Source organism: Poseidonibacter sp. (assembly GCF_041821165.1).
Taxonomy (GTDB): domain Bacteria; phylum Campylobacterota; class Campylobacteria; order Campylobacterales; family Arcobacteraceae; genus Poseidonibacter.
Window position 1 is genome coordinate 1 of sequence record NZ_JBGUES010000021.1, and the last position, 20,985, is coordinate 20,985.

The window sequence follows — 20,985 nt, forward strand, 5'->3', positions numbered from 1 at the left end:
CATTTGTTATTTAATGTTTTCATCTCTTGTCTTGAGATTTGTTTCATTGATTTATTAATAAGATCTTTTAATATAGGTTTATCTTTATTTACACCCATATAAAGACTTGTATCGAAGTTTTTTATTCTAACTGTTGCATCATTTTTTAGAACTTCATTGTAATCTTTTTTTATATAAAAGCTTGAAAGAATACTATTTTGAATAGTTGCATCAATTATATTGTTCTTAACTGCATCAAATGTATCTTTTACATTATCAAACTCTACTATATTTATATCTGGATAATTCTCTTTTATGATTTTTGTACTATTCCATGATTTTATTAATCCTAATTTTTTACCTTTTAAATCATCAAAATTTATTATATCAAAACGTGAAGATTTTGTAATAATTGAAAATTCTTGTTGTAAATATGCATCTGAAAAGTTAAGAATTTCTTCTCTTTTTTTATTATATGAAACAACTGGAAGTAGATTTATATCATTGTTTTTAAATTTTTTCATAATATTTTGCCAAGTATCTGTAATAAAAATAGGCTCCATTCCTATTTTAGAAAAAAGCAATTTTGTATAATCAATAATATATCCCTTAGCTACACCATTTTCATTATAATCGTAAGGAATCCAATCAAGTTCATTTGCTATATATATTTTTTTATTGTTTTTTATAAATTCCAACTCTTTATTGGTAAAAATAAAATGCTCATCATCATGAAGAGTTACAAGAAATTTATCAGATATATTATTTTTTTCAATTTGAGTGATATTTGCTAATGCTTTTTGAATTATACTTTTTAAAATAGGGTAGTCATCTCTAAAAGCCATATATAAATTATCATTTTTATTTAAAGCAAATTGTGCATTTATACCTGTAAGGTTATGTTTTTTTGTAAGATAATCAACTAATGCAATATTTGATATTAGTGCATCAACTTTATTTAATATCACATAATCAATTCCTTGTAATACATCTTTTACAAAAATGATTTTTATTTTAGGATAATTCTTTTTTAGAAATTCCTCTTGAACATAACCAGCAGGAACAGCTAATGTTTTGCCATTTAGCTCATCTAGTGAATTAAATTTATTTGATGAAGAAAAAAGATAATCTCGAATACTAATGTAGCTTTTATCTGTGTATAAAAGATATTTTTCTCTATCTTCTGTTTTTGCAAGAATAGGTAATAAATCTAATTTTTTTTCTTTTGTTAAAGATAATAATTGATCCCATGAATAACCAAACACATAGTTAAATTTTAAACCTGTTGATTTTTCAATAAGAGTTAAGTACTCTTTTGCGATACCTGTATACCTACCATTTTCCACAAAGTCAAAAGGAGGCCAGTCTGTTTCTGCACCCACATTAATAGTAGGGTTTTGCTTGATAAATTGTATTTCTTCTGTTGTTAAATTTAAATTGTTATTTGAAAATGAAAAAGAGAAAAGTAAAAATATCAGTATGAATATTTTTTTCATTAAGGTAAACCTTGTCATAGTTAAATTTTTAATATTATACTATGACAAGGTTGAAAGAGTAGATTAAATTATGAGAACCACTTCTTAACTTTGTCAAACATACCTTCAAAACTAGTTTCATGTGGTTTACTTTCCACACCAAAGCTTTCTTGTAGTTTTTCTAATAGCTCTTTTTGTTCGCTATTTATATCTTTAGGGTATTCAATTTTAATTTGAACAATTAAATTACCTTTTCCATGACCTTGTACAGATTTAACACCTTCACCTCTAAAAGTGATTTGTTGTTTATCTTTTGCACCAATTGGAATATCTAATTCTAATTCGCCTCTTAATCCTGGAATTTTAAGTTTTCCACCAAGTGCTACTTGAGTGAAGAAAATTGGAGCTTCATAATAAATATCATCATCATGTCTAACAAAATGAGCATCATCTCTTACAGAAATTTGTAAGTATAAATCTCCTCTTGTACCATCAGGAGCAATATTTCCTTTATTTGATACTCTGATTCTCATTCCATCATTTACACCTTCTGGAATATCTACTTTAAATGAATCTTTAACTTCATCATATCCAGTTCCTGAACATTTTTTACATGAAGTATTAACAGCTTGACCTGATCCTTGACAAGTAGGACAAGTTTGTGCAAATGTCATAAAACCTTGTCTTGAGTGAACTTGACCTTGACCTGCACAAGTTTTACAAGTTGAAAGTTTTCCATCTTTAGCACCTGTACCTTTACAAGGCTTACAAGCTGTTTTATATTTGTAATCAATCTCTTTTTTACAACCAAAAATAGCTTCATTGAACTCTAATTGAACTTCAACTGCAACATCTAAATTATAGTTGTAAGATTTTCTTTGTCTTGAAGATCTTCCTCCACCACCAAAAGCAGAACCAAACATATCTTCAAATACTGAACTTAAATCATCAAATCCACCTGCACCAAATCCGCTACTTCTTTGTCCATGACCTTCTAGGCCAGCTTTTCCATATCTATCGTAAATTGATCTTTTATCTTCATCACTTAATACCTGATAAGCTTCATTTACTGCTTTAAATGATTCCTCAGCTTCATGATCCCCAGGATTTTTATCTGGGTGATACTTCATTGCCATTTTTCTGTAAGCTTTTTTTATTGTACTTTTATCAGCGTCTCTACTTACTTCTAATAGTTCATAATAATCAATTTCAGTCAATTTTATATCTCCTAAATAATATATAATATTTTAATGTTTCGCGATTTTATCTAAATTTTTATAAATTGTTAATGAATTATATTAAATGATATTTGTATCACTTTATGAAAATTAATATAAATATTAGATACAATCGCTTTATGAAAAAAGGCCTAGAAAAATTTTATGAGCTTGTAGAAGCTTTCGAATCGTTACCAACTATTGGTAAAAAATCAGCACTAAGATTAGCATATCATATTGTAATGAATGACAATTATTGTGGAATAAAAATAGCACATACAATTGAAAATGCACTAAAAAATATCACAAAATGTGTAAAATGTGGATCAATGAGTGAGCATGAAATTTGTGAATTTTGCTTAGATGATTCAAGAGATAATACTACTTTATGTATTGTTCAAAGTGCAAAAGATATCTTTATTATAGAAGATTCAAAACAATTTGATGGTAAATATTTTGTAATAGAAGAGTTAGACCAAGAGGCATTAGATGCACTTATTAACTTTGTTGATGAAAATGAAGTTGAAACAATTCTTTTTGCTATAACTCCATCAATTGCAAATGATGCATTTATCTTATATATTGAAGATAAATTAAAAACAAAAGATATAAGATTCTCAAAAATTGCACAAGGTGTACCAACTGGTGTAAGCTTAGAAAATGTAGATATTCTTTCTCTTTCAAAAGCTATTCAAAGTAAAGTATCAATATAAAAAAATCATAAAAATAAATATTTGTTTAATTAAACAAATATTTATTTATTTTTGATAAAATTCCTTTATGAATAATAGAATAGTATGCCAAAAATGCCAGTATTATTATGTTACATGGGAACCTGCAAACCCTCATGGATGTAATGCTTATGGATTTAAATCTAAAACGATTCCTTCTGTTGTTGTAAAAAGAAGTAGCAATCAAGATTGTAGTTTTTTTAAACAAAAAAACACTCAAAATTAATGACTTTAAAAAACTATATTAAAGTAATAGAAAATAATAAATCAGAAATTTGTAAATATTGGATTGAAGATCAAGATTTAATAAATGTCTTAAATAAATATTCAATAAATAAAGAACATTTAATAAATAAATACACACAAAGTATTATGGAACATCATATTTATATGATAAAACAGAATAGAATAATTCTTGATAATCCTATTATAATTGGGTTTATTAAATATTTAAATACTCATCAAATTTCAATTTCAGATTTATTTATATTGTTTTTTTCATTAAAAAAAGCACTTATAAAACGTATTTTTGAACTAAATATTCAAACAAGTGAGCTAATTAATGAAATAAATTCACACTTTGAAAAAGATTTTCAAAATGTTTTATCTGTTTATTCTAAGAACTTAGAAGATTTACAAAATGCTTATTTTAAATCAAATGATTTAATTGATAAGTATGTAATTATGTCAAAATCAGATGCAAATGGAAATATAATAAAAGTTTCAAGTGCATTTTGTGAGTTATCAGGATATACAAAAAATGAATTAATAGGACAGTCATTTAATATTACAAAACATCCAGATACTGAAGATAATTTTTATGAAGATATTAAAAAAACACTAATATCAAATAAAATTTGGCAGGGTGAAATCAAAAATCAAAAGAAAAATGCAGATACCTACTGGCTTGAAACTACTATTCATCCAAATTTTGATAATATTGGGCGTATAGTTAGTTACGATGCAATAGGACAAGATATAACTTCTACTAAAAAGTTAAAAAATCAACAAAGTTTATTAGTAGAACAATCAAAATCTGCTGCAATGGGTGAACTTATATCAATGATTGCACATCAATGGCGACAACCTTTACAAGCTGTTTCTATTTATATTCAAAAATTACCTTTAACAAAAATAATTGAAGGTAAAATTTCTGATGAATTACTTGATGAAGTAATAAATGAAATTAGTTCACAGCTTGAATATATGTCACAAACAATTGATGACTTTATAGATTATTTTAAGCCAAATAAAGAAAAAGAGCTTGTTTTAATAAGTACAGTTATTAATAAAGCTTTAGAATTTCTAGCATATATGATTAAAATTGAAAATATTATTATAAATATTGAAAATTCTTGTGATTATAAAATTTCGATTTTTCGTAATGAAATAATACAGGTATTAATCAATATAATCAATAATTCAAAAGATGCAATAAAAAAAAACAAAATTAAAATTATAAATATTAGAACATTTAGTAAAAATAATTATGTTTATATAGAAATAGAAGATAATGGTGGCGGTATTAAAGAAGATATTATTGGAAGAATATTTGAACCATATTTTTCAACAAAATCAAATAAAAATGGAACAGGTTTAGGTTTATATATGAGTCAAACCATAGTTAACCAACATAGCAATGGACAATTATTAGTATGCAATACTGATATTGGAGCAAAATTTACTATGAAATTACCTTTAGAACAATAGGAGAATAATTTGTTATATAAAGATTTTAAAGAAAGTATAGAATCATTAGACTTTTCGTCAATGGAAGATTTTATAAAATATATTGGTGTTACGACAGAAGAAGTTTTACAATGGAAAGAAAGAAATCAAGTACCTCACGTGGTATCTGTACTTTTGCATTTATTAAAAGGTGAAAAAGCACTATGCAAAAATAGTACTTTAGATAACTTAGTTGAGGAGTGTTTACCTCTTGCTACACTTCTAGAAGAAGTTTCATCTTTCCCTTATAAATTAGAAGAGATGTTTTTATTACAAAAAAAGCTAAATGACTCAACAAATGGTAAAAACTGGGAACTAGGAACAAATAAATTTGATAAAGAAATTAATTGGTTAAGATGTATTCATATGGAAGCTGCTGAATTAATTGATTCAACTCCTTGGAAACATTGGAAAGCAATTAATGCAGAAGCTGATATGGGTAATATTCATGTAGAACTTGTTGATATTTGGCACTTTTTAATGTCTTATATTTTACAAGAAACAAATGTTCCAAAAGCAGTATCTTTAGTAAATGCTCATTGTATTTTTGAAGCAAATAAAGAAATTGTAATAAAAGATATGATTACAGAAACTGAAAAATTATCTTATATTGCACTTGCTATTCAAACAGGAAATATGCCATCATTTTCAGGAATTGAAAGATTTATTGAACAATTCTTTAGATGTTGTAAAGTATCAGGTCTTAGCTTCAATTGGATGCAAAAACTTTATATTGGTAAAAACTGTTTAAATCAATTTAGACAAGACCATGGATATAAAGAGGGTACTTATATTAAAATATGGAATGGACAAGAAGATAACGTTGTTATGGTTGAAATTTTAGAAACTATGGATGATGTTAGTTTTGATATTTTATATGCTCAATTAAAAGAATCTTACAATAAATGTAAATAAACCTAGAATTTTCTAGGTTTATTTTCTAAGAATAATCGTTTTTATAATCTACATAGTGTAAAGCATGTTTTACTAAAGCATCTTCTTCATCACTACTTATTTGCTTAACAACTTTTGCAGGACTTCCCATAATTAAAGAATTAGGAGGAAAAACTTTTCCACTTGTAACTAAAGAATTAGCACCTACGATTGACCCCTTACCAATTACTGCATTATCTAAGATTGTAGCACTCATTCCTATTAAACAGTTATCTTCAATAACACAACCATGTAACATTACTTTATGTCCAATTGTTACATTATCCCCAATTATTGTAGGAGAATCTGTATCTGAATGAATCATTGATAAATCTTGTATATTTGAATTTTTACCAATACTAATTTTATTTATATCAGCTCTAAGTACACATTGAAACCAAATAGAAGAGTTTTCACCAAGTGTAACTTCACCAATAACATCTGCACTTGGAGCAACCCAAGCTGTATTATTAATTTGTGGATATTGTTCTTTAAATTTTAATATCATTTTAAATCCTATAAATATTATTTCAAATATTATATCTAGTAGGATTTAAAATTGCAAGTAGGGCCAATATATTAAAATCTATTTTGTTTTATATTCTAAAATTATTGGTTCTGAGTAATTTGGAACATCATCATAAGTAAAAATTGCATAATACTTATTTATATCTTTAGCACCAAAATCATCAAAAGTATAAGTATCAGTACCCGCATAAAGTTTTTGTCCATCTTGAGGAGATAGAGGCTTTCTAAATGCATTTTTAATAACTTTTACACCAACAAAATCAAGATTTTCAGGATTTGCCCATGTTAATTTTATTTTATTATTTTCACTTGCTAATTTTGCATCCAAAACTTGCTCAACTGCAAATCGTCTTTTTGGAATATGCTCAAGTATTAGTTTTGGATATAAAGATTTATTTTCCATTTCCCAAGAAATATTTTTATCTTTTATACTTTTTCTTGATGAAGTAGGCTTTAAAACAAAAGAAATATCAGATTTTTTTTCTAATTTTTCATTTAATATTTTTTCAGCAAAAGTATCAAAAACAAAGTATTGTGTTTGATTATTCTTTAATTCATTTGCACTAATATCAAATCCTATATTTTGTATAACTTCTCTATTTGTAATACTCTCATAGTTTTTATCAATACTTTCATCTACAAACTCTAAATGGAATCGAATATCATCTTTTATATAAATCTTTTTTGAATTTAATTCAAAATATGCTTTTGTAATAAAAGTATCATTATATGGAGGTAGTGATGATAAATTGAATTCAAAAGTTGAATATATCTTTGCACCATTTTCATCAAAACCAGCAGAAATTTCTCCATTTTTTACACCATCTTTACTAACAGTTGATACTTCTTTTGGATATAACTTTGTAACAGTTGGTTTTAAAGTATATGTTAATTCAAGTCTTGGCCTATAAGATAAACCAAATCCAAATCTACCATATCCAATATCCCATTGCATTACTTGTTTATTTCTACCAATTTTAAGCTCTTTAGGCCCTTCTATTCTTAGCGTTATTGTATCATCAAGAATATACTTTTTTAAAAAATCACACTCCATTGCAGATAGTGTCCACGTTCTCCAAATTCCTTGTGTTAATTGATGAGATTCAGTAGGTCTTCCTACATAATTTACAATTTCCATATTATCTACATCATCAAAATTTGTAATATCACCCATTGTTTCTTGATTTACAATTCCTACATTCCATTCACCATACTTTTCAATTGTTGTTGAAACTCTATTAATTGGATATAGTAAAAAAGTTGCTGATTCAATTAAAGCATCAATAGGTAATGATTTTACATTTATTGTTACAATAGAATAAGAAATACCTTTATTATCATCAACTCCAACAAAAAGAGAGTTCACTCCAAAATGTGTACTGTTATTGTTTATATTTTCAGAAACATAACCAGTTGTTTGAGCACTTGCATAATAAGTTCTACTAAATTCATTATATTCTAAAATTGTTCTTACTTTTATTTGTGGATAAAAAGGTGATTTTCTATTTGTTTTTTTATCAACAACTCTTATATTATAAAAATAATCCGTATTACTTTGTAAATTAATATCATTAAACTCTAAACTTTGTGTTTGTGCAATTAAATTTGCTGTATTACAAAATGATTTATCACTTAAACTTCTATATATTTCAAAAAAAGTATCATTGTTTTTTTCATAATCCCAAAATAATTTTACATGGTTTGAGCCAATATCTTTAACTTCAAATGAGTTTACTCTTTTTACACTATTATCTTTACAATAGTTTGGAGTTTCACTAAGTGCTGCTAATAGTGCTGGTATATGCTCTCTTAAGTTCTCATTCATATCATCCATATAATCAGAAATATTTCTAGTTCCTACTTCTACAACTGATGAGATAATTCCTTTTGAATAATAAAATTCTCGCCCACTTCCAGAAATAAGTTTTGCAGGTGGTTTACCTTGATGTATTCCATATTCACGACCTGAAATTTTTCTAATCTCTTCTGCCATATTTGCACATAAAGTATTCATATCTGTTGTATCAATTGTATCTTCATGTCTAAAATCATGTGCAGGAAAAAAAACATTTCCTTGACTATGATAATCAAGTGCAATAGTGATATTGTTATGAGCTTCTACAAAATCTCTTAAAGCTCTAGTTTCAGGTTCAGAAAAAGGCTCAGGACCTCCATATACATTAGAAATTGGTGCAGTTGAGCTTACAAATCCAATAGGAAAGTTTCTATTTAAATCAACCCCATAAGTGCCATCTACATTTTGTCTTCTATTTTTTCTCCAAAATGAAAAGTGTGTTCTTGAATACTCATAACCATCTGGATTAGCACAAGGTACCATGTAGATAGTAGAATTTTCTAAATAAGTTTGTAAAGTAGGGTCTGTATCTAAGTGTTCTAAAATATATGTAGCAAATTCAATTCCTAATTCATGTCCAACCCATTCACGTGCATGAATTGTTCCTGTAAAAAAAAGTGCAGGTTTTTTATCTGCACTCTTAATATCTTTTGAGATTGTAATTAAATTTATATCTCTTTTTTCCCAAGTTTCACCAATAGATTCAATCTTAAAGTACTTAGGATATTTTGTTTGGAATTCTTTAAAAATATCGCTTGATTCATCATACGATTTATATAGTTGTTTCAAAGAATTATTCTCCTATTTTTAATCTAGATTTTAGTTGTGCAAATTTATTAGCACCAATTCCTTCTATCTCTTTTAATTGTTCAATATTTACAAATTCATTATCTTCTCGATAATCTAAAATAATGTTTGCAAGTTTTGAACCAATCCCTTTAATCTTTTTCAATGTAGCTTCATCAGCACTATTAATATCAATTCTCATATCATCTATACTTTCAGTCCAAATACTTGCCATATGTGCATCTACTGATTCTAAATCAAATAAATCACTTATATCTGTAATAATATTTTCTTTTGCATATTCGTATATTTCAAGTGCTAATTCATCTTCCATTCCATGAAGAGTTAAAATATCTGTTAATGTTGCTGTATTAAAATTAATTTTATTAATAATTTCATCAAGTTTTGATTTATTATCTTCTTCTTTTTCTTTTTTATTATCATTTGTTAGTAAAAGTTCAGCAGAAAACTCTTCTGGGAAATCACTTGGATGACTTAAAAGTGTTTTTTCCATATCAAAAGAACCATTTCTATCATTTACAAAGTATGCACCATCAAAAGATGGTTTATATTTACTAAAACCAATATGTCTCATTGTTCGTAATAATGATGAATCAATTTTTCCTAACTCTTCCCATGAATATAAAGGAACATGAGGTTTTGGGAATTTACCATTTGAGAAATCCCACATTAAATATTGACAAATCCAATCTCTAATATATGGAAATGCTGCAAATGCAGTTGCACACTCTAATATATATGGCTTATCATCATTTGCATCAATTGCAATATCACAAGCCCAGTATTCAGCTTTTGCTGCCTTACTTGCTTTTACTGCTAGTTCTAAAGCATTCATTGGAACTTTTTCATAAGACATTGTTCCACCTTGTGAAGTATTTGTAATCCATTCACCTTTACCTGAAAATCTCCAGAATGCACAAACAGGTTTATGACCAATTAACATAACTCTAATATCACCTGAATACTTTAAATCAATTCCATTTTGAGTATAAATAGGGTCATATTTTTCTTTTTCTAATAAATCATAAGCTTCTTTAAAATTATCTGCTTTATGTACATAATAACCACCATAATTTGATGGTCCATAACTTTTTTTGATAATTTGTGGATATGTTGCTTTTTCTTTTAAATATTTATATGCTTTTTCTTTATTATTATGAAATATTTTTGTTTTTGGTATTGAAACATCATGTTTTTTACAAAAAAGTGTAACATTCTCTTTTGATTTATTTGCAAACTGTGTTTCTAAAGATGGTACAAATCTAACATGAGGAAGCTCTTTTGCAATTTCCCTAAAAGTTTCATAAGCAGTTGATGGAATATTCCCAAGTAAAATATCAATTTTCTTTGCCTTTACTTCTTTTATAAATCTTTTTTTATCATTTCCCCAATGGTACGTAACCTCTTCAATTTTTTCTGGCCAACCTTTGAAATTTGAATAATCAAAAAATCTAAGAACGTAATCAAGATATAAAAATCCTACTTTTGGTAATTTACTCATTTTTTTCCTTTTATCTATTTTGTTGTTTTTCTATCAATTAAATCTACTATTAAATCAATTTTTCTATCATTGAAATCTAATCCAAGTTTTTCTTGTTCTGGTGTTGCAAAAGCAGGTATTCCATTTACTTCTAAAACAATATACTCTTCTTTCTTTCTATCATAAATAATATCAACACCTGCAATATCTAATCCTGTGATTTTTGTAGCTTTAAGTGCTAAGTTTACTACTTCATCATTTGGCTCTCTTAAGAAAACACTTCCACCACTTGTAACATTAGTTCGCCAATCTGCACCTCCAGCTTTTCTACCATAACATCCAACAAATTTACCGTCTACAATATCAACTCTATAATCAGTATTATCATAATCAATAAACTTCTCTACATAAAAATATCTTAAATCCATATGATTTAAAAATGGCATTAACATATCTAATGTTTCTTGGTTTTCAATTTTTGTTAGTCCAACACCACCCCAACCATCAGTTGGTTTATAAACCATTTTGTCCCATTTTTTCATAATACTTTTTAAATGATGAGTATCATCTCTATGACAAAGTTTATAGTCAGCAGTTTGAACACCATTTTTTCTTAAAAGGTATGATGTTTGGAATTTATCTTCTGTTAATTCAAATGCATCGAAATTATTAATCATAGGTACTATACGACTTAATGCTTTTGCTAAATACATTTGATATTGAGTTTGTTCACCAGCGTTATAAGAAAAGAATAAATCTAACTTATCAAGTTTTTTACCATTGTGAATAATATGTGAATTTTTAGCTATTGCATCACGTAAATTAATATTTGCAGTAACATTAATTTCTCTATCCCTTAATTTAGATATTAACTTATCTTGGATTTTATCTCCACCACCATTTTGGTATAACCACATACCAATTTCTCTTCTTGACATACTTTCTCCTAACTTATTTTTGAAAAGATTCTAAAATCTTTGTCATCATTTCTATTCTTTGATCAAATGAACTTTTTAAAGCTCTTTCTTTTTTCGTATGATCCCCATCACCAAAAGGCCCAAATCCATCTAATGTAGTAACACCACATGATGAAACAATATTTGCATCACTAACTCCACCTCTTTTTTCACTTAAAATCTTACTTTCTGTAATCTCTTCTAACTTTTTAATTAATAGTAGTTGAGATTCATTTGTTTCCATTACATCACGTTGTATTGAACCTTCAATATGTGATTTTGAACCTTTTACATAAGAAGTATTAACAATCTCTACTAATGAATTTAATAATCTTTCTTTTTCTTCATTAGTTGAAAATCTAAGTTCTATTAATAATTCACACGAAGGAGAAATAGTATTTGCACCAATCCCACCAGTTATTTTTCCAATATTTACTGTTGTTCCAATATCAATATTTGTAAGTGCAGATAACTTTTGTAATTTATAAGAAGCTTCAAGATTTGCATCAATTCCTTTTAGATACGAAGTTCCAGCATGTGCAGCAAGTCCTTCAATATAAATAGTAAATGTTCCAACACCTTTTCGTCCTGTTACTATTTCTAAATTCTCACCAGCTGCTTCAAATACAAAACATAAATCATAGTTAGATGCTAAAGAAGAAGTTAAATGCTTAGAATCATCACTTCCTGTTTCTTCATCTGAAACTAGTAAAAAATCTATATTAAAAATAGTTTTATTTTTTTTATATAGATTTCGTAAAGACTCTAAAGCAACAATATTCCCACCTTTCATATCGCAAACTCCTGGACCATAAACCCATAAATCATCTTCTGCAAATCCCTCAAATGTATTAGGAGGAAAGACAGTATCGTTATGTCCTAATAATAGAATTTTTAGACCATCATGTTTTTGTGAAGAAAAAAGTAAATGATTACCTATTAATTCTCTTTTATAAACACTTTGTTTAAATCCAAGTTCTAAAAGCCAAGTGGACATATAGTTTCCTACATTATCTACACCTAATTTATTTTTTGTGTAAGAATTAATATTTACAATTTCTTCTAAGTTTTTTAAATATCCCATTATAATTCCATATAATAATTTATTAAAAATATTACATTAAAACGGTTCCAATTTGGACACATAATTTTGTACGTAATTTAATTAATAAAGTGTATCATAAATATGTTATAAAATGGTTCTTTTTGGTGTTATTTTATAATGTTTTTATAAAGTTCGAGTAAGTAATATACATGAGTAAATTAGTATGATTATTGTTTGATTTTTTATATTGAGTTTAAAAATTTAAATAGTGATTTTACAAAGAGAGTAAAAAAGGAATAATATAATATTATTCCTTTTTTTAAATTATTTTTTGTTTTGAGTTTGACCAGCAATGATGAATCTTAAAGCATTTAATCTAATAAATCCTTCTGCATCTTTTTGATTATAAACTTCATCTTCTTCAAATGTAGAGTGAGCTTCTGAGAATAGAGATTTTTCAGATTCTCTTCCAACTACAATTACATTTCCTTTGTAAAGTTTTAATTTAACTGTACCTTCAACATTTTTTTGAGTTGAATCAATTGAAGCTTGTAGCATTTCTCTCTCAGGTGAGAACCAGTAACCTTGGTAGATTAACTTAGCATATCTTGGCATTAACTCATCTTTTAAGTGTGCAGCTTCTCTATCTAAAGTAATTGATTCAATTGCTCTGTGAGCTTTTAACATGATAGTTCCACCTGGAGTTTCATAACAACCTCTAGCTTTCATTCCAACATATCTATTTTCTACAATATCAATTCTTCCAATACCATGTTTATTACCATATTCATTTAATGTTTTTAAAATAGTAGCAGGTGACATTTCTTCACCATTAATTGAAATTGGATCACCATTTTTATATCCAATAGTGATGTATTCAGCTTGATCTGGTGCATTTTCAGGTGAAACTGACCATAACCACATAGCTTCTTCAGGCTCTGCATTTGGATTTTCTAAAGATAAACCTTCATAAGAAATATGTAAAAGGTTAGCATCCATAGAGTATGGACTTACTGCTGGATTTCCATCTGCATCAAGATGTTTTTTATCAATATTAATTCCATGATCTTTTGCATAAGATAATAATTTTTCTCTTGAATTTAAATCCCATTCTCTCCATGGTGCAATAACAGTAATTTCAGAATCTAATCCTAAGTAACCTAATTCAAATCTTACTTGATCATTTCCTTTACCAGTTGCTCCATGAGATACAGCATCTGCACCCATTTTGTGAGCAATTTCAATTTGTTTTTTTGAAATTAAAGGTCTAGCAATTGAAGTTCCTAATAAGTATTCACCTTCATAAATTGCATTAGCTCTAAACATTGGGAAAACGTAATCTTTTACGAATTCTTCTTTAATATCTAAAATAAAAATATTTTCAGGTTTAATTCCCATTGCAAGTGCTTTTTCTCTTGCTGGTTCAACTTCTTCACCTTGACCTAAATCAGCTGTAAAAGTGATTACTTCTGCATTATATTCATCTTGAAGCCATTTTAAAATAACTGAAGTGTCAAGCCCACCGCTGTAAGCAAGAACTACTTTTTTTACATCTTTTTTACTCATAAATATATCCTATGGTTATCATTATTTTTAAGGTGGACATTATATCCAAACTTATATATGAATTTAATTATAAATACTAATTTAAGATATTTTATTTTTTTATATTGTAGAAGAAATAAGAATTTATGAATAATATCATTATCATTATTTCATCTTTAATTAGATATAATCACTCTATGAGAATAGATAAATTTTTAAACGCCGTAAATATTACAAAAAGAAGAGCAGTTGCTGAAGATATGCTTAGCCATAAAGTTGTTTTTATAAACAATCTTGCTGTTAAAAAAGCAAAAGAGGTAAAGGTCGGAGATATTATTGAAATTAAATATCTAGAAAAAAGTGATAAATTCAAAGTCCTACAAATTCCTCTAACTAAATCAACTCCAAAATCGAAAATGGAAGAGTATGTCCAAAAAATCGACTAATAAAGGAAAAGAAATGTTTAATACAGCAAAATTAAAATTTGATGACATTTTTGAAAATAGATTAAGCCAAGATGAAGTAAGAGAATATTTAATTGAATTATATGAAAGAGGTGAAACAGCTGCTGAGATAGCAGGTGCTGCAAGTGCGATGAGAGACCATCTTATTCCTCTTCCTGTTCATTATGATTTAAAAGATAAATTGATCGATAACTGTGGAACAGGTGGAGATAAATCAAACTCTTTTAATATTTCAACAACAGTTTCAATTCTATTGGCTTCTTGTGGTTCTTATGTTGCAAAACATGGAAATAGAAGTATTACAAGTAAATCAGGAAGTGCTGATATGCTTGAAGCTATTGGTATTAATCTTAATTTAGGATTAGAACAAAGCGCAAAAATGCTTGAAGAAACTGGCTTTACATTTATGTTTGCACAAAATCATCATCCAGCAATGAAATATATTATGCCTATTAGAAAAAGTATCCCACATAGAACTATTTTTAATATTTTAGGACCATTATCAAATCCAGCTACTGTATCAAAACAGTTGATTGGAGTATTTGATAAATCTTATATAAATAAAATAGCTTATGCCTTAGATATGTTAGATACAAGAAGATCGATTATCGTTTCATCAAAAGATGGTATGGATGAAATATCATTATCTGATATCTCTTATGCTTCATCTTTATTTAATGGAAAAATTGAAGATTTTGAAATTGATCCTGAAGCTTATGGTTTTAAACTTGCTCCCAAAGAAGCAATTATTGGTGGGGATGCTAAGTTTAATGCAGATATTACAAAAAATATTTTATCAAATAATCTTACAGGTGCGCAATTAGATATTGTATTAATAAATACAGCAGCAGCTTTAGTTGTTGATGAAAAAGCGAGAGATTTCAAAGATGGTATTGAAATAGCAAGAGATGCTATTTTAAGCGGAAAAGCAAAAGCAAAACTAGAAGAACTTATTAGTATTTCTAATAAATTATAATTATATAAAACAAGGTATATTTTGCAAAAAGAGTTTTTACTAAAATTAGATGAAATTAATCTATTAATAAAAGAGTTAATAGATGTTATTAATAATGAAGATACAATTGTTATATTAAGAGGAGATTTAGCTAGTGGAAAAACTACACTAGTTAAAAATTTTGTAAAATATAAAGGATTTGATGATTTAGTAACTTCACCAACTTTTTCTTTACAATCTATTTATTCAAATGATATTTATCATTATGATATTTATAATAAAACTTTAGAAGAGTTTATATCATTAGGAATGCTTGAAGAGTTTGAAAAAGAGGGTATTCATTTTGTAGAGTGGGGTGATGAAAAATTACAGAACTTACTTACAGAGTATGGATATAAAGTAATATTAGTAGAAATTCAAAAAAGTGATAATAAAAGGCAATATAAAATTCATGCATAAGTTACAAATAAAAGACATAACAAAATCAATTAAAAAAACACAAATTTTACATGGTATTTCTTTAGAAGTAAACTCAGGTGAAATAGTTGGTTTACTTGGACCAAATGGTGCAGGAAAAACTACAACATTTTATACAGTTTGTGGACTTGTTAAACCAACATCTGGTGAAGTTTATTTTGATGATAAAGATATTACTCCTCTTCCATTACATCAAAGAGCTTTAAAAGGAATTGGTTATTTACCTCAAGAGTCTTCAATTTTCAAAGATTTATCAGTAGAAGATAATTTAATGCTTGCAGCACAAATTGTTACAAAAGATAAAGCAGAACAACATAAACGAGTTGAAGAATTACTTGAAGTTTTTAATATTGAACCTATTAGACAAAGAAAAGGTGTTTCACTTTCAGGTGGGGAAAGAAGAAGAACTGAAATTGCAAGAGCTTTAGTTTCTCATCCAAAATTTTTATTATTAGATGAACCATTTGCAGGGGTTGATCCAATTGCTGTAAAAGATATTCAAGAAATTATTGCACAACTTACAAAAATCAATATTGGGGTTTTAATTACAGATCATAATGTAAGAGAAACATTAGAAATTTGTGATAGAGCTTATGTAATGAAAGCAGGGGCATTACTTGCAAGTGGTACAAGTAATGAAATTAAAAATGATGCAAAAGTTAGAGAACACTATTTAGGTGAAGACTTTAACTTTTAGCAAATAAGTTGTAATTATATTAGATAGTTACAACTTGATTTTTTCCATTATCTTTGGCTTTATATAAAGCCTTATCAGCTCTAAGAATAAAAGAGTCTTTAGTATCATCTTCATTCATTTTACTTATTCCAAAACTAGCTGTAATATTTAAGTTTTCAGAAGAGATAGGAATTTCACTTATTAATAATCTTATTTTTTCAGCAACCATAACAGCACCATCAATATTTGTTTCAGGAAGTAAGATAATAAACTCTTCTCCTCCCCATCTAACAACAGTATCATGTTCTCTAACACCTGAAAGTACTCGTTTAGAAATCTCTACAAGAACTTCATCTCCAACTTGATGGCCACAGTTATCATTTACTTTTTTAAAATCATCAATATCAAAAAGAATCAAAGAAAGTTGATTATCATAACGAATTCCTCGTCTTAACTCTTTTCCAAATAAATCTTTAAATTTATTTCTATTGTAAAGACCTGTCAAACTATCATGAGATGCTTGGTATTCTAATAAATTTGATTTTTCTTTTAGTTCTGTAATATCAGTTAATGATAGAACATAATAGTCTAATTTATTTTCATAGTTATCTACATTAATTGCAAAAATTCGTTCAACATTAAATTTATTTCTAATTTTTACAACTCTATCTATTTCTTGTAAATCTTTTATATAATTAATCCAAGAGTCTTGTGCTATTAATATTTCTTTTGTAATAAAACCATACTGATCTTGAAAACAATCATAGAAAATTTTATTTTCTTCAAAAAACTCTTCTAAACTTTCTACTTCAAAAAATTCATAGAATTTCTTATTAACATTCGTTATTTTTTCTTTATTAATAACCATAACTATATTATCTTGAGCATCAAGAATTGATTTGATTTTTTTTATCTCTTGATCAACTCTAGTTTCAAGTGAGATATTAAGTTCTTCTAATTCTCTTTTTAAAACTAAAGGCTCAACAGCTTTAATAATACTATCAACTAATTGGTATAAATCTATTGGTTTCATAGCATAAGCACTAACACCAACATCTATAGCTCTTTTTAAAAAATCAGGATCATTATGTGCACTTGTAACAACAATAGGAATATGTTCATTATGTTCTTTGATTTTAATACACATATCTAAACCATCAAGTTTAGGCATATTAATATCTGTAACAATCAAATCAATATCATCTTTATTCGCAATAAACGTTTCAAGTCCAACTAGACCATTTTCAGCAGTATAAACTTTTTTAACTAGCGAGCTTAAAAGTTTTGATGTAAATTCTCTTACATCATTTTCATCTTCTACATATAATATGGAGATACCAGCTAATATTTCTTTTTTCATTATTCTAAGTCGCCTTTATTTTAATCAAGTGCATTGTCAAAATGTCCAATATTTTGTCATAATTTAACTTTATGTTTACTTTATAATAATTATTTTTTATTTGTTTGTTTTTAATTAAAAATTCTTAATGCATTATCTAAATCTTCTTGTGTATCAATTCCAAATGATTTTGATTCAACTTTTACCATAGCAATTGTATGTCCATTATCAATAGCTCTTAATTGCTCAAGTTTCTCAATAGTTTCTAATTTTGAAGGATTTAATAAACAAAAATTATTTAATGATTTTTTCGTAAATCCATATATTCCTAAGTGTCCATTATATAAAGAGTTATCATAATGATCTCTATGATAAGGAACTTTTGCTCTTGAAAAATAAATCGCATTAGAATTATCATCTAAAATAACTTTTACATGATTTGGATCATCTGCTAAATCAGAAGATATCTCTTTATGACATGAAACAATCATTACATCTTCATTATTATCTTTTACAGTTTGTACTCTATTTATTACAGCTTGCACAACTTGTGTTTCAATAAATGGTTCATCAGCTTGAACATTTACAATAATCTCATCATCATCTAAATTTAGAATATTAACAGCTTCATTAATTCTATCAGTTCCACTTTGATGTGCACTTGAAGTTAAAACTGCATCAAACCCATGCTCTTTTGCTAAATCAATAACTTCTTGTGAATCTGTAGCAATTACTACTTTGTCTAAACTACTTACTTGTTTTGCAGTTTTAATAACCATTGGTAAACCCAAAATATCAACCAAAATTTTATTTGCAAATCTACTTGAATTTAATCTTGCAGGTATAATTATCATTTTTGTTCCTTAACTTTTAAACCTTATTTTTAGCGACATTATTATAATATATTATCACTAATAAGCCCATGAAAGAAGAAATGAATGAAAAAAACTATTACTGTTATTGATACCTTTGGATTTTTATTTAGAAGTTATTATGCACTACCACCTCTTAAATCAAAAGACGGATTTCCAACAGGATTATTAACTGGATTTATGAACTTTATATCAAATATCGGAAAAGATTTTACTACTGATTATATTGTATTTGCACTTGATGCAAAAGGTCCAACATTTAGAAGCGATATTTATACTGAATACAAATCACATAGACCAGATGTTCCAGAAGATTTATTAAAACAATTACCAATAGCTATATCTTGGATTGAAGCAATGGATTTTAAAACTGCTATAAGAACAGGTTTTGAAGCTGATGATATTATTGCATCAATTGCAAAAGATGCTAAAGAAAAAGATTTAGAAGTTAGAATTGTATCACATGATAAAGATTTATATCAACTTATTGAAGATGGTATTTATTTATTTGACCCAATAAAAAAATCAGTTATTGACAAAGAAACTTGTTTTGATAAATATGGAGTTTATCCAGAACAATTTACAGACTATCAATCATTATTAGGAGATAGCGCGGATAATGTTCCAGGTGTAAAAGGAATTGGTGCAAAAACAGCACAAGCGCTAATAGAACAATATAATGATTTAGATAATATTTATGAAAATCTAGAAAATATTGAGAAAAAAAGATGGAAAACTTTATTAACAGAAGGTAAAGAATTAGCATATATTTCAAAACAATTAGTTACTTTATCAAAAGATTGCCATTGTATTGATAATTTAGAAGAGTTTCATTTGCCATTTGAAAATCCAATTCTAAGAATTTCAAATACATTATTAGAATATGGACTTAATAGAGTAGTTGATAGAGTAAATAAAGATGGCTTAAATTATAAAACAAAACTTCCTAATGGTACTATTGATTTGCCAGTTGAAAAAGTAATAGCAGAAGATAAAAAAGAGTATATTCTTTTAAATAATGATGAAGAACTAATTAAACTTGTAAAATCAATTCCAAAAGATTCAATAGTTGCCTTTGATACAGAAACAACAGATGTAGATACTAAAAAAGCGAAAATTGTTGGTTTCTCATTTGCATGGGAAGAAAATAAAGCTTATTATGCACCTATTGATCACTTTTATTTAGGTGTGATAGAGCAAATAAGTAAAAATTGCGCAAAACAAGCAATTGAAATTTTAAATACACATAAATTAGTTATTCAAAACTTTAAATATGATTATGTAATTGTAAAAGAAAATTTAGCAATTGATTTAAATTTATATGCTGATACTATGATTTTATCATGGCTTTTAGACTCAAGTGAAAAAGTAGGTTTAGATTTCCAAGTTGATAAATATTTTAATCATAAAATGATTGCTTTTAAAGATGTAGTAAAAAAAGGTGAAAATTTTTCAAATGTAGATGTAAATAGTGCTTGTGATTATGCGGCTGAAGATGCTGTTATGACTTTAAAACTATTTAATGAACAATTAAAAAGATTCAAAGAAGAAGAGAGTGAAAATATTTTACAACTAGCATTTAATTACGAGTTTGATTTTATTAATGTACTTATTAATATGGAAGAAAATGGTATAAAAGTTGATACCCAAGAACTTAAAGAACTAGAAAAAATCAATAGTTTACATATTCAAGAATTAACTGCTAAAATTTACGAAAGTGCAGGGGGAGAATTCAATATTAATTCACCTAAACAACTTGGAGTTGTATTATTTGAAACATTAAATTTAACATCTGTTAAAAAAACAAAAACTGGATATAGTACAAATGAAGTTGTTTTACATAAACTTTATGATGAACATGAAATTATTCCTTTATTATTACAATATAGAGAAGCATATAAACTACAATCAACATATATAAAA

Annotated in this window: 19 protein-coding genes; 9 read left to right on the forward strand and 10 right to left on the reverse strand. The window is 26.8% G+C overall.

Annotated features, from left to right (window positions below):
* The coding region (locus ACERKK_RS03275) for a transporter substrate-binding domain-containing protein (protein WP_373771650.1) at positions 1 to 1,475 on the reverse strand (1,475 nt) is incomplete at its 3' end.
* 68 nt (positions 1,476 to 1,543) lie between these two features.
* Positions 1,544 to 2,671, reverse strand: coding sequence for a molecular chaperone DnaJ (gene dnaJ, locus ACERKK_RS03280; protein ID WP_373771651.1), 1,128 nt, complete (start codon positions 2,669 to 2,671; stop codon positions 1,544 to 1,546).
* A 140-nt stretch (positions 2,672 to 2,811) separates the two neighbouring features.
* Between dnaJ and recR the strand changes: the two genes are divergently transcribed.
* From recR to ACERKK_RS03300, 4 genes are all read left to right on the forward strand, one after another.
* Positions 2,812 to 3,384 (forward strand): recombination mediator RecR, encoded by a 573-nt coding sequence (gene recR / locus ACERKK_RS03285; protein WP_373771652.1) that lies wholly within the window; start codon positions 2,812 to 2,814, stop codon positions 3,382 to 3,384.
* Positions 3,385 to 3,451: 67 nt separating this feature from the next.
* The gene (locus tag ACERKK_RS03290; protein WP_373771653.1) at positions 3,452 to 3,628 is read left to right on the forward strand and encodes a uracil-DNA glycosylase; all 177 of its coding nucleotides are present in this window, start codon (positions 3,452 to 3,454) and stop codon (positions 3,626 to 3,628) included.
* The gene (locus ACERKK_RS03295; protein WP_373771654.1) at positions 3,628 to 5,112 is read left to right on the forward strand and encodes an ATP-binding protein; all 1,485 of its coding nucleotides are present in this window, start codon (positions 3,628 to 3,630) and stop codon (positions 5,110 to 5,112) included. Before ACERKK_RS03290 ends, ACERKK_RS03295 begins: the two co-directional genes overlap by 1 nt.
* A gap of 9 nt (positions 5,113 to 5,121) precedes the next feature.
* A complete protein-coding gene (locus ACERKK_RS03300) occupies positions 5,122 to 6,045 on the forward strand; it encodes a dUTP diphosphatase (protein ID WP_373771655.1) in 924 nt (307 codons plus the stop codon).
* Positions 6,046 to 6,070: 25 nt separating this feature from the next.
* Here the strand turns inward: ACERKK_RS03300 and ACERKK_RS03305 are convergent, their stop codons facing one another.
* The 6 genes from ACERKK_RS03305 to ACERKK_RS03330 form a co-directional block, all read right to left on the reverse strand.
* Positions 6,071 to 6,571, reverse strand: coding sequence for a gamma carbonic anhydrase family protein (locus ACERKK_RS03305; RefSeq protein WP_373771656.1), 501 nt, complete (start codon positions 6,569 to 6,571; stop codon positions 6,071 to 6,073).
* A 78-nt stretch (positions 6,572 to 6,649) separates the two neighbouring features.
* The gene (locus ACERKK_RS03310) at positions 6,650 to 9,235 is read right to left on the reverse strand and encodes a M14 family zinc carboxypeptidase (protein WP_373771657.1); all 2,586 of its coding nucleotides are present in this window, start codon (positions 9,233 to 9,235) and stop codon (positions 6,650 to 6,652) included.
* A gap of 4 nt (positions 9,236 to 9,239) precedes the next feature.
* Complete coding sequence (locus ACERKK_RS03315; protein ID WP_373771658.1) at positions 9,240 to 10,754, reverse strand: helix-hairpin-helix domain-containing protein; 1,515 nt, start codon at positions 10,752 to 10,754, stop codon at positions 9,240 to 9,242.
* Between the two features lie 14 nt (positions 10,755 to 10,768).
* Positions 10,769 to 11,671 carry a RimK family alpha-L-glutamate ligase gene (locus tag ACERKK_RS03320; RefSeq protein WP_373771659.1) on the reverse strand — a complete coding sequence of 301 codons (903 nt, stop codon included), beginning with the start codon at positions 11,669 to 11,671 and terminating at the stop codon, positions 10,769 to 10,771.
* A 13-nt stretch (positions 11,672 to 11,684) separates the two neighbouring features.
* Positions 11,685 to 12,773: a M20 family metallopeptidase gene (locus tag ACERKK_RS03325; RefSeq protein ID WP_373771660.1), complete on the reverse strand. Its 1,089-nt coding sequence runs from the start codon at positions 12,771 to 12,773 to the stop codon at positions 11,685 to 11,687.
* Between the two features lie 285 nt (positions 12,774 to 13,058).
* Positions 13,059 to 14,300, reverse strand: a complete 1,242-nt coding sequence (locus tag ACERKK_RS03330) for an argininosuccinate synthase (protein ID WP_373771661.1) — start codon at positions 14,298 to 14,300, stop codon at positions 13,059 to 13,061.
* Between the two features lie 176 nt (positions 14,301 to 14,476).
* Here ACERKK_RS03330 and ACERKK_RS03335 point away from each other — a divergent pair, with 176 nt between their 5' ends.
* From ACERKK_RS03335 to lptB, 4 genes are read left to right on the forward strand one after another with little or no spacing between them, the layout of a single operon-like run.
* On the forward strand, positions 14,477 to 14,725 hold the full coding sequence (locus ACERKK_RS03335) for a S4 domain-containing protein (protein WP_373771668.1): 249 nt from the start codon (positions 14,477 to 14,479) through the stop codon (positions 14,723 to 14,725).
* 13 nt (positions 14,726 to 14,738) lie between these two features.
* The gene (trpD, locus tag ACERKK_RS03340) at positions 14,739 to 15,719 is read left to right on the forward strand and encodes an anthranilate phosphoribosyltransferase (RefSeq protein WP_373771662.1); all 981 of its coding nucleotides are present in this window, start codon (positions 14,739 to 14,741) and stop codon (positions 15,717 to 15,719) included.
* Between the two features lie 21 nt (positions 15,720 to 15,740).
* Positions 15,741 to 16,157, forward strand: a complete 417-nt coding sequence (tsaE, locus tag ACERKK_RS03345; protein WP_373771663.1) for a tRNA (adenosine(37)-N6)-threonylcarbamoyltransferase complex ATPase subunit type 1 TsaE — start codon at positions 15,741 to 15,743, stop codon at positions 16,155 to 16,157.
* Positions 16,150 to 16,872, forward strand: coding sequence for an LPS export ABC transporter ATP-binding protein (gene lptB, locus ACERKK_RS03350; RefSeq protein ID WP_373771664.1), 723 nt, complete (start codon positions 16,150 to 16,152; stop codon positions 16,870 to 16,872). The genes tsaE and lptB overlap by 8 nt, the downstream gene beginning before the upstream one ends.
* Positions 16,873 to 16,891: 19 nt before the next feature.
* Here the strand turns inward: lptB and ACERKK_RS03355 are convergent, their stop codons facing one another.
* Complete coding sequence (locus ACERKK_RS03355) at positions 16,892 to 18,211, reverse strand: diguanylate cyclase (RefSeq protein ID WP_373771665.1); 1,320 nt, start codon at positions 18,209 to 18,211, stop codon at positions 16,892 to 16,894.
* 110 nt (positions 18,212 to 18,321) lie between these two features.
* Positions 18,322 to 19,044 (reverse strand): 3-deoxy-manno-octulosonate cytidylyltransferase, encoded by a 723-nt coding sequence (gene kdsB / locus ACERKK_RS03360; RefSeq protein WP_373771666.1) that lies wholly within the window; start codon positions 19,042 to 19,044, stop codon positions 18,322 to 18,324.
* Between the two features lie 84 nt (positions 19,045 to 19,128).
* Between kdsB and ACERKK_RS03365 the strand changes: the two genes are divergently transcribed.
* On the forward strand, positions 19,129 to 20,985 hold a 1,857-nt coding region (locus ACERKK_RS03365; RefSeq protein WP_373771667.1), incomplete at its 3' end, for a DNA polymerase.

Bases quoted from the DNA above. Each gene is read 5' to 3' on its own strand.
- recR (WP_373771652.1), top strand. From the start codon at position 2,812: ATGAAAAAAGGCCTAGAAAAATTTTATGAGCTTGTAGAAGCTTTCGAA.
- ACERKK_RS03290 (WP_373771653.1), top strand. From the start codon at position 3,452: ATGAATAATAGAATAGTATGCCAAAAATGCCAGTATTATTATGTTACA.
- ACERKK_RS03295 (WP_373771654.1), top strand. From the start codon at position 3,628: ATGACTTTAAAAAACTATATTAAAGTAATAGAAAATAATAAATCAGAA.
- ACERKK_RS03305 (WP_373771656.1), bottom strand. From the start codon at position 6,571: ATGATATTAAAATTTAAAGAACAATATCCACAAATTAATAATACAGCT.
- ACERKK_RS03315 (WP_373771658.1), bottom strand. From the start codon at position 10,754: ATGAGTAAATTACCAAAAGTAGGATTTTTATATCTTGATTACGTTCTT.
- ACERKK_RS03320 (WP_373771659.1), bottom strand. From the start codon at position 11,671: ATGTCAAGAAGAGAAATTGGTATGTGGTTATACCAAAATGGTGGTGGA.
- ACERKK_RS03325 (WP_373771660.1), bottom strand. From the start codon at position 12,773: ATGGGATATTTAAAAAACTTAGAAGAAATTGTAAATATTAATTCTTAC.
- ACERKK_RS03330 (WP_373771661.1), bottom strand. From the start codon at position 14,300: ATGAGTAAAAAAGATGTAAAAAAAGTAGTTCTTGCTTACAGCGGTGGG.
- ACERKK_RS03335 (WP_373771668.1), top strand. From the start codon at position 14,477: ATGAGAATAGATAAATTTTTAAACGCCGTAAATATTACAAAAAGAAGA.
- trpD (WP_373771662.1), top strand. From the start codon at position 14,739: ATGTTTAATACAGCAAAATTAAAATTTGATGACATTTTTGAAAATAGA.
- lptB (WP_373771664.1), top strand. From the start codon at position 16,150: ATGCATAAGTTACAAATAAAAGACATAACAAAATCAATTAAAAAAACA.
- ACERKK_RS03355 (WP_373771665.1), bottom strand. From the start codon at position 18,211: ATGAAAAAAGAAATATTAGCTGGTATCTCCATATTATATGTAGAAGAT.
- kdsB (WP_373771666.1), bottom strand. From the start codon at position 19,044: ATGATAATTATACCTGCAAGATTAAATTCAAGTAGATTTGCAAATAAA.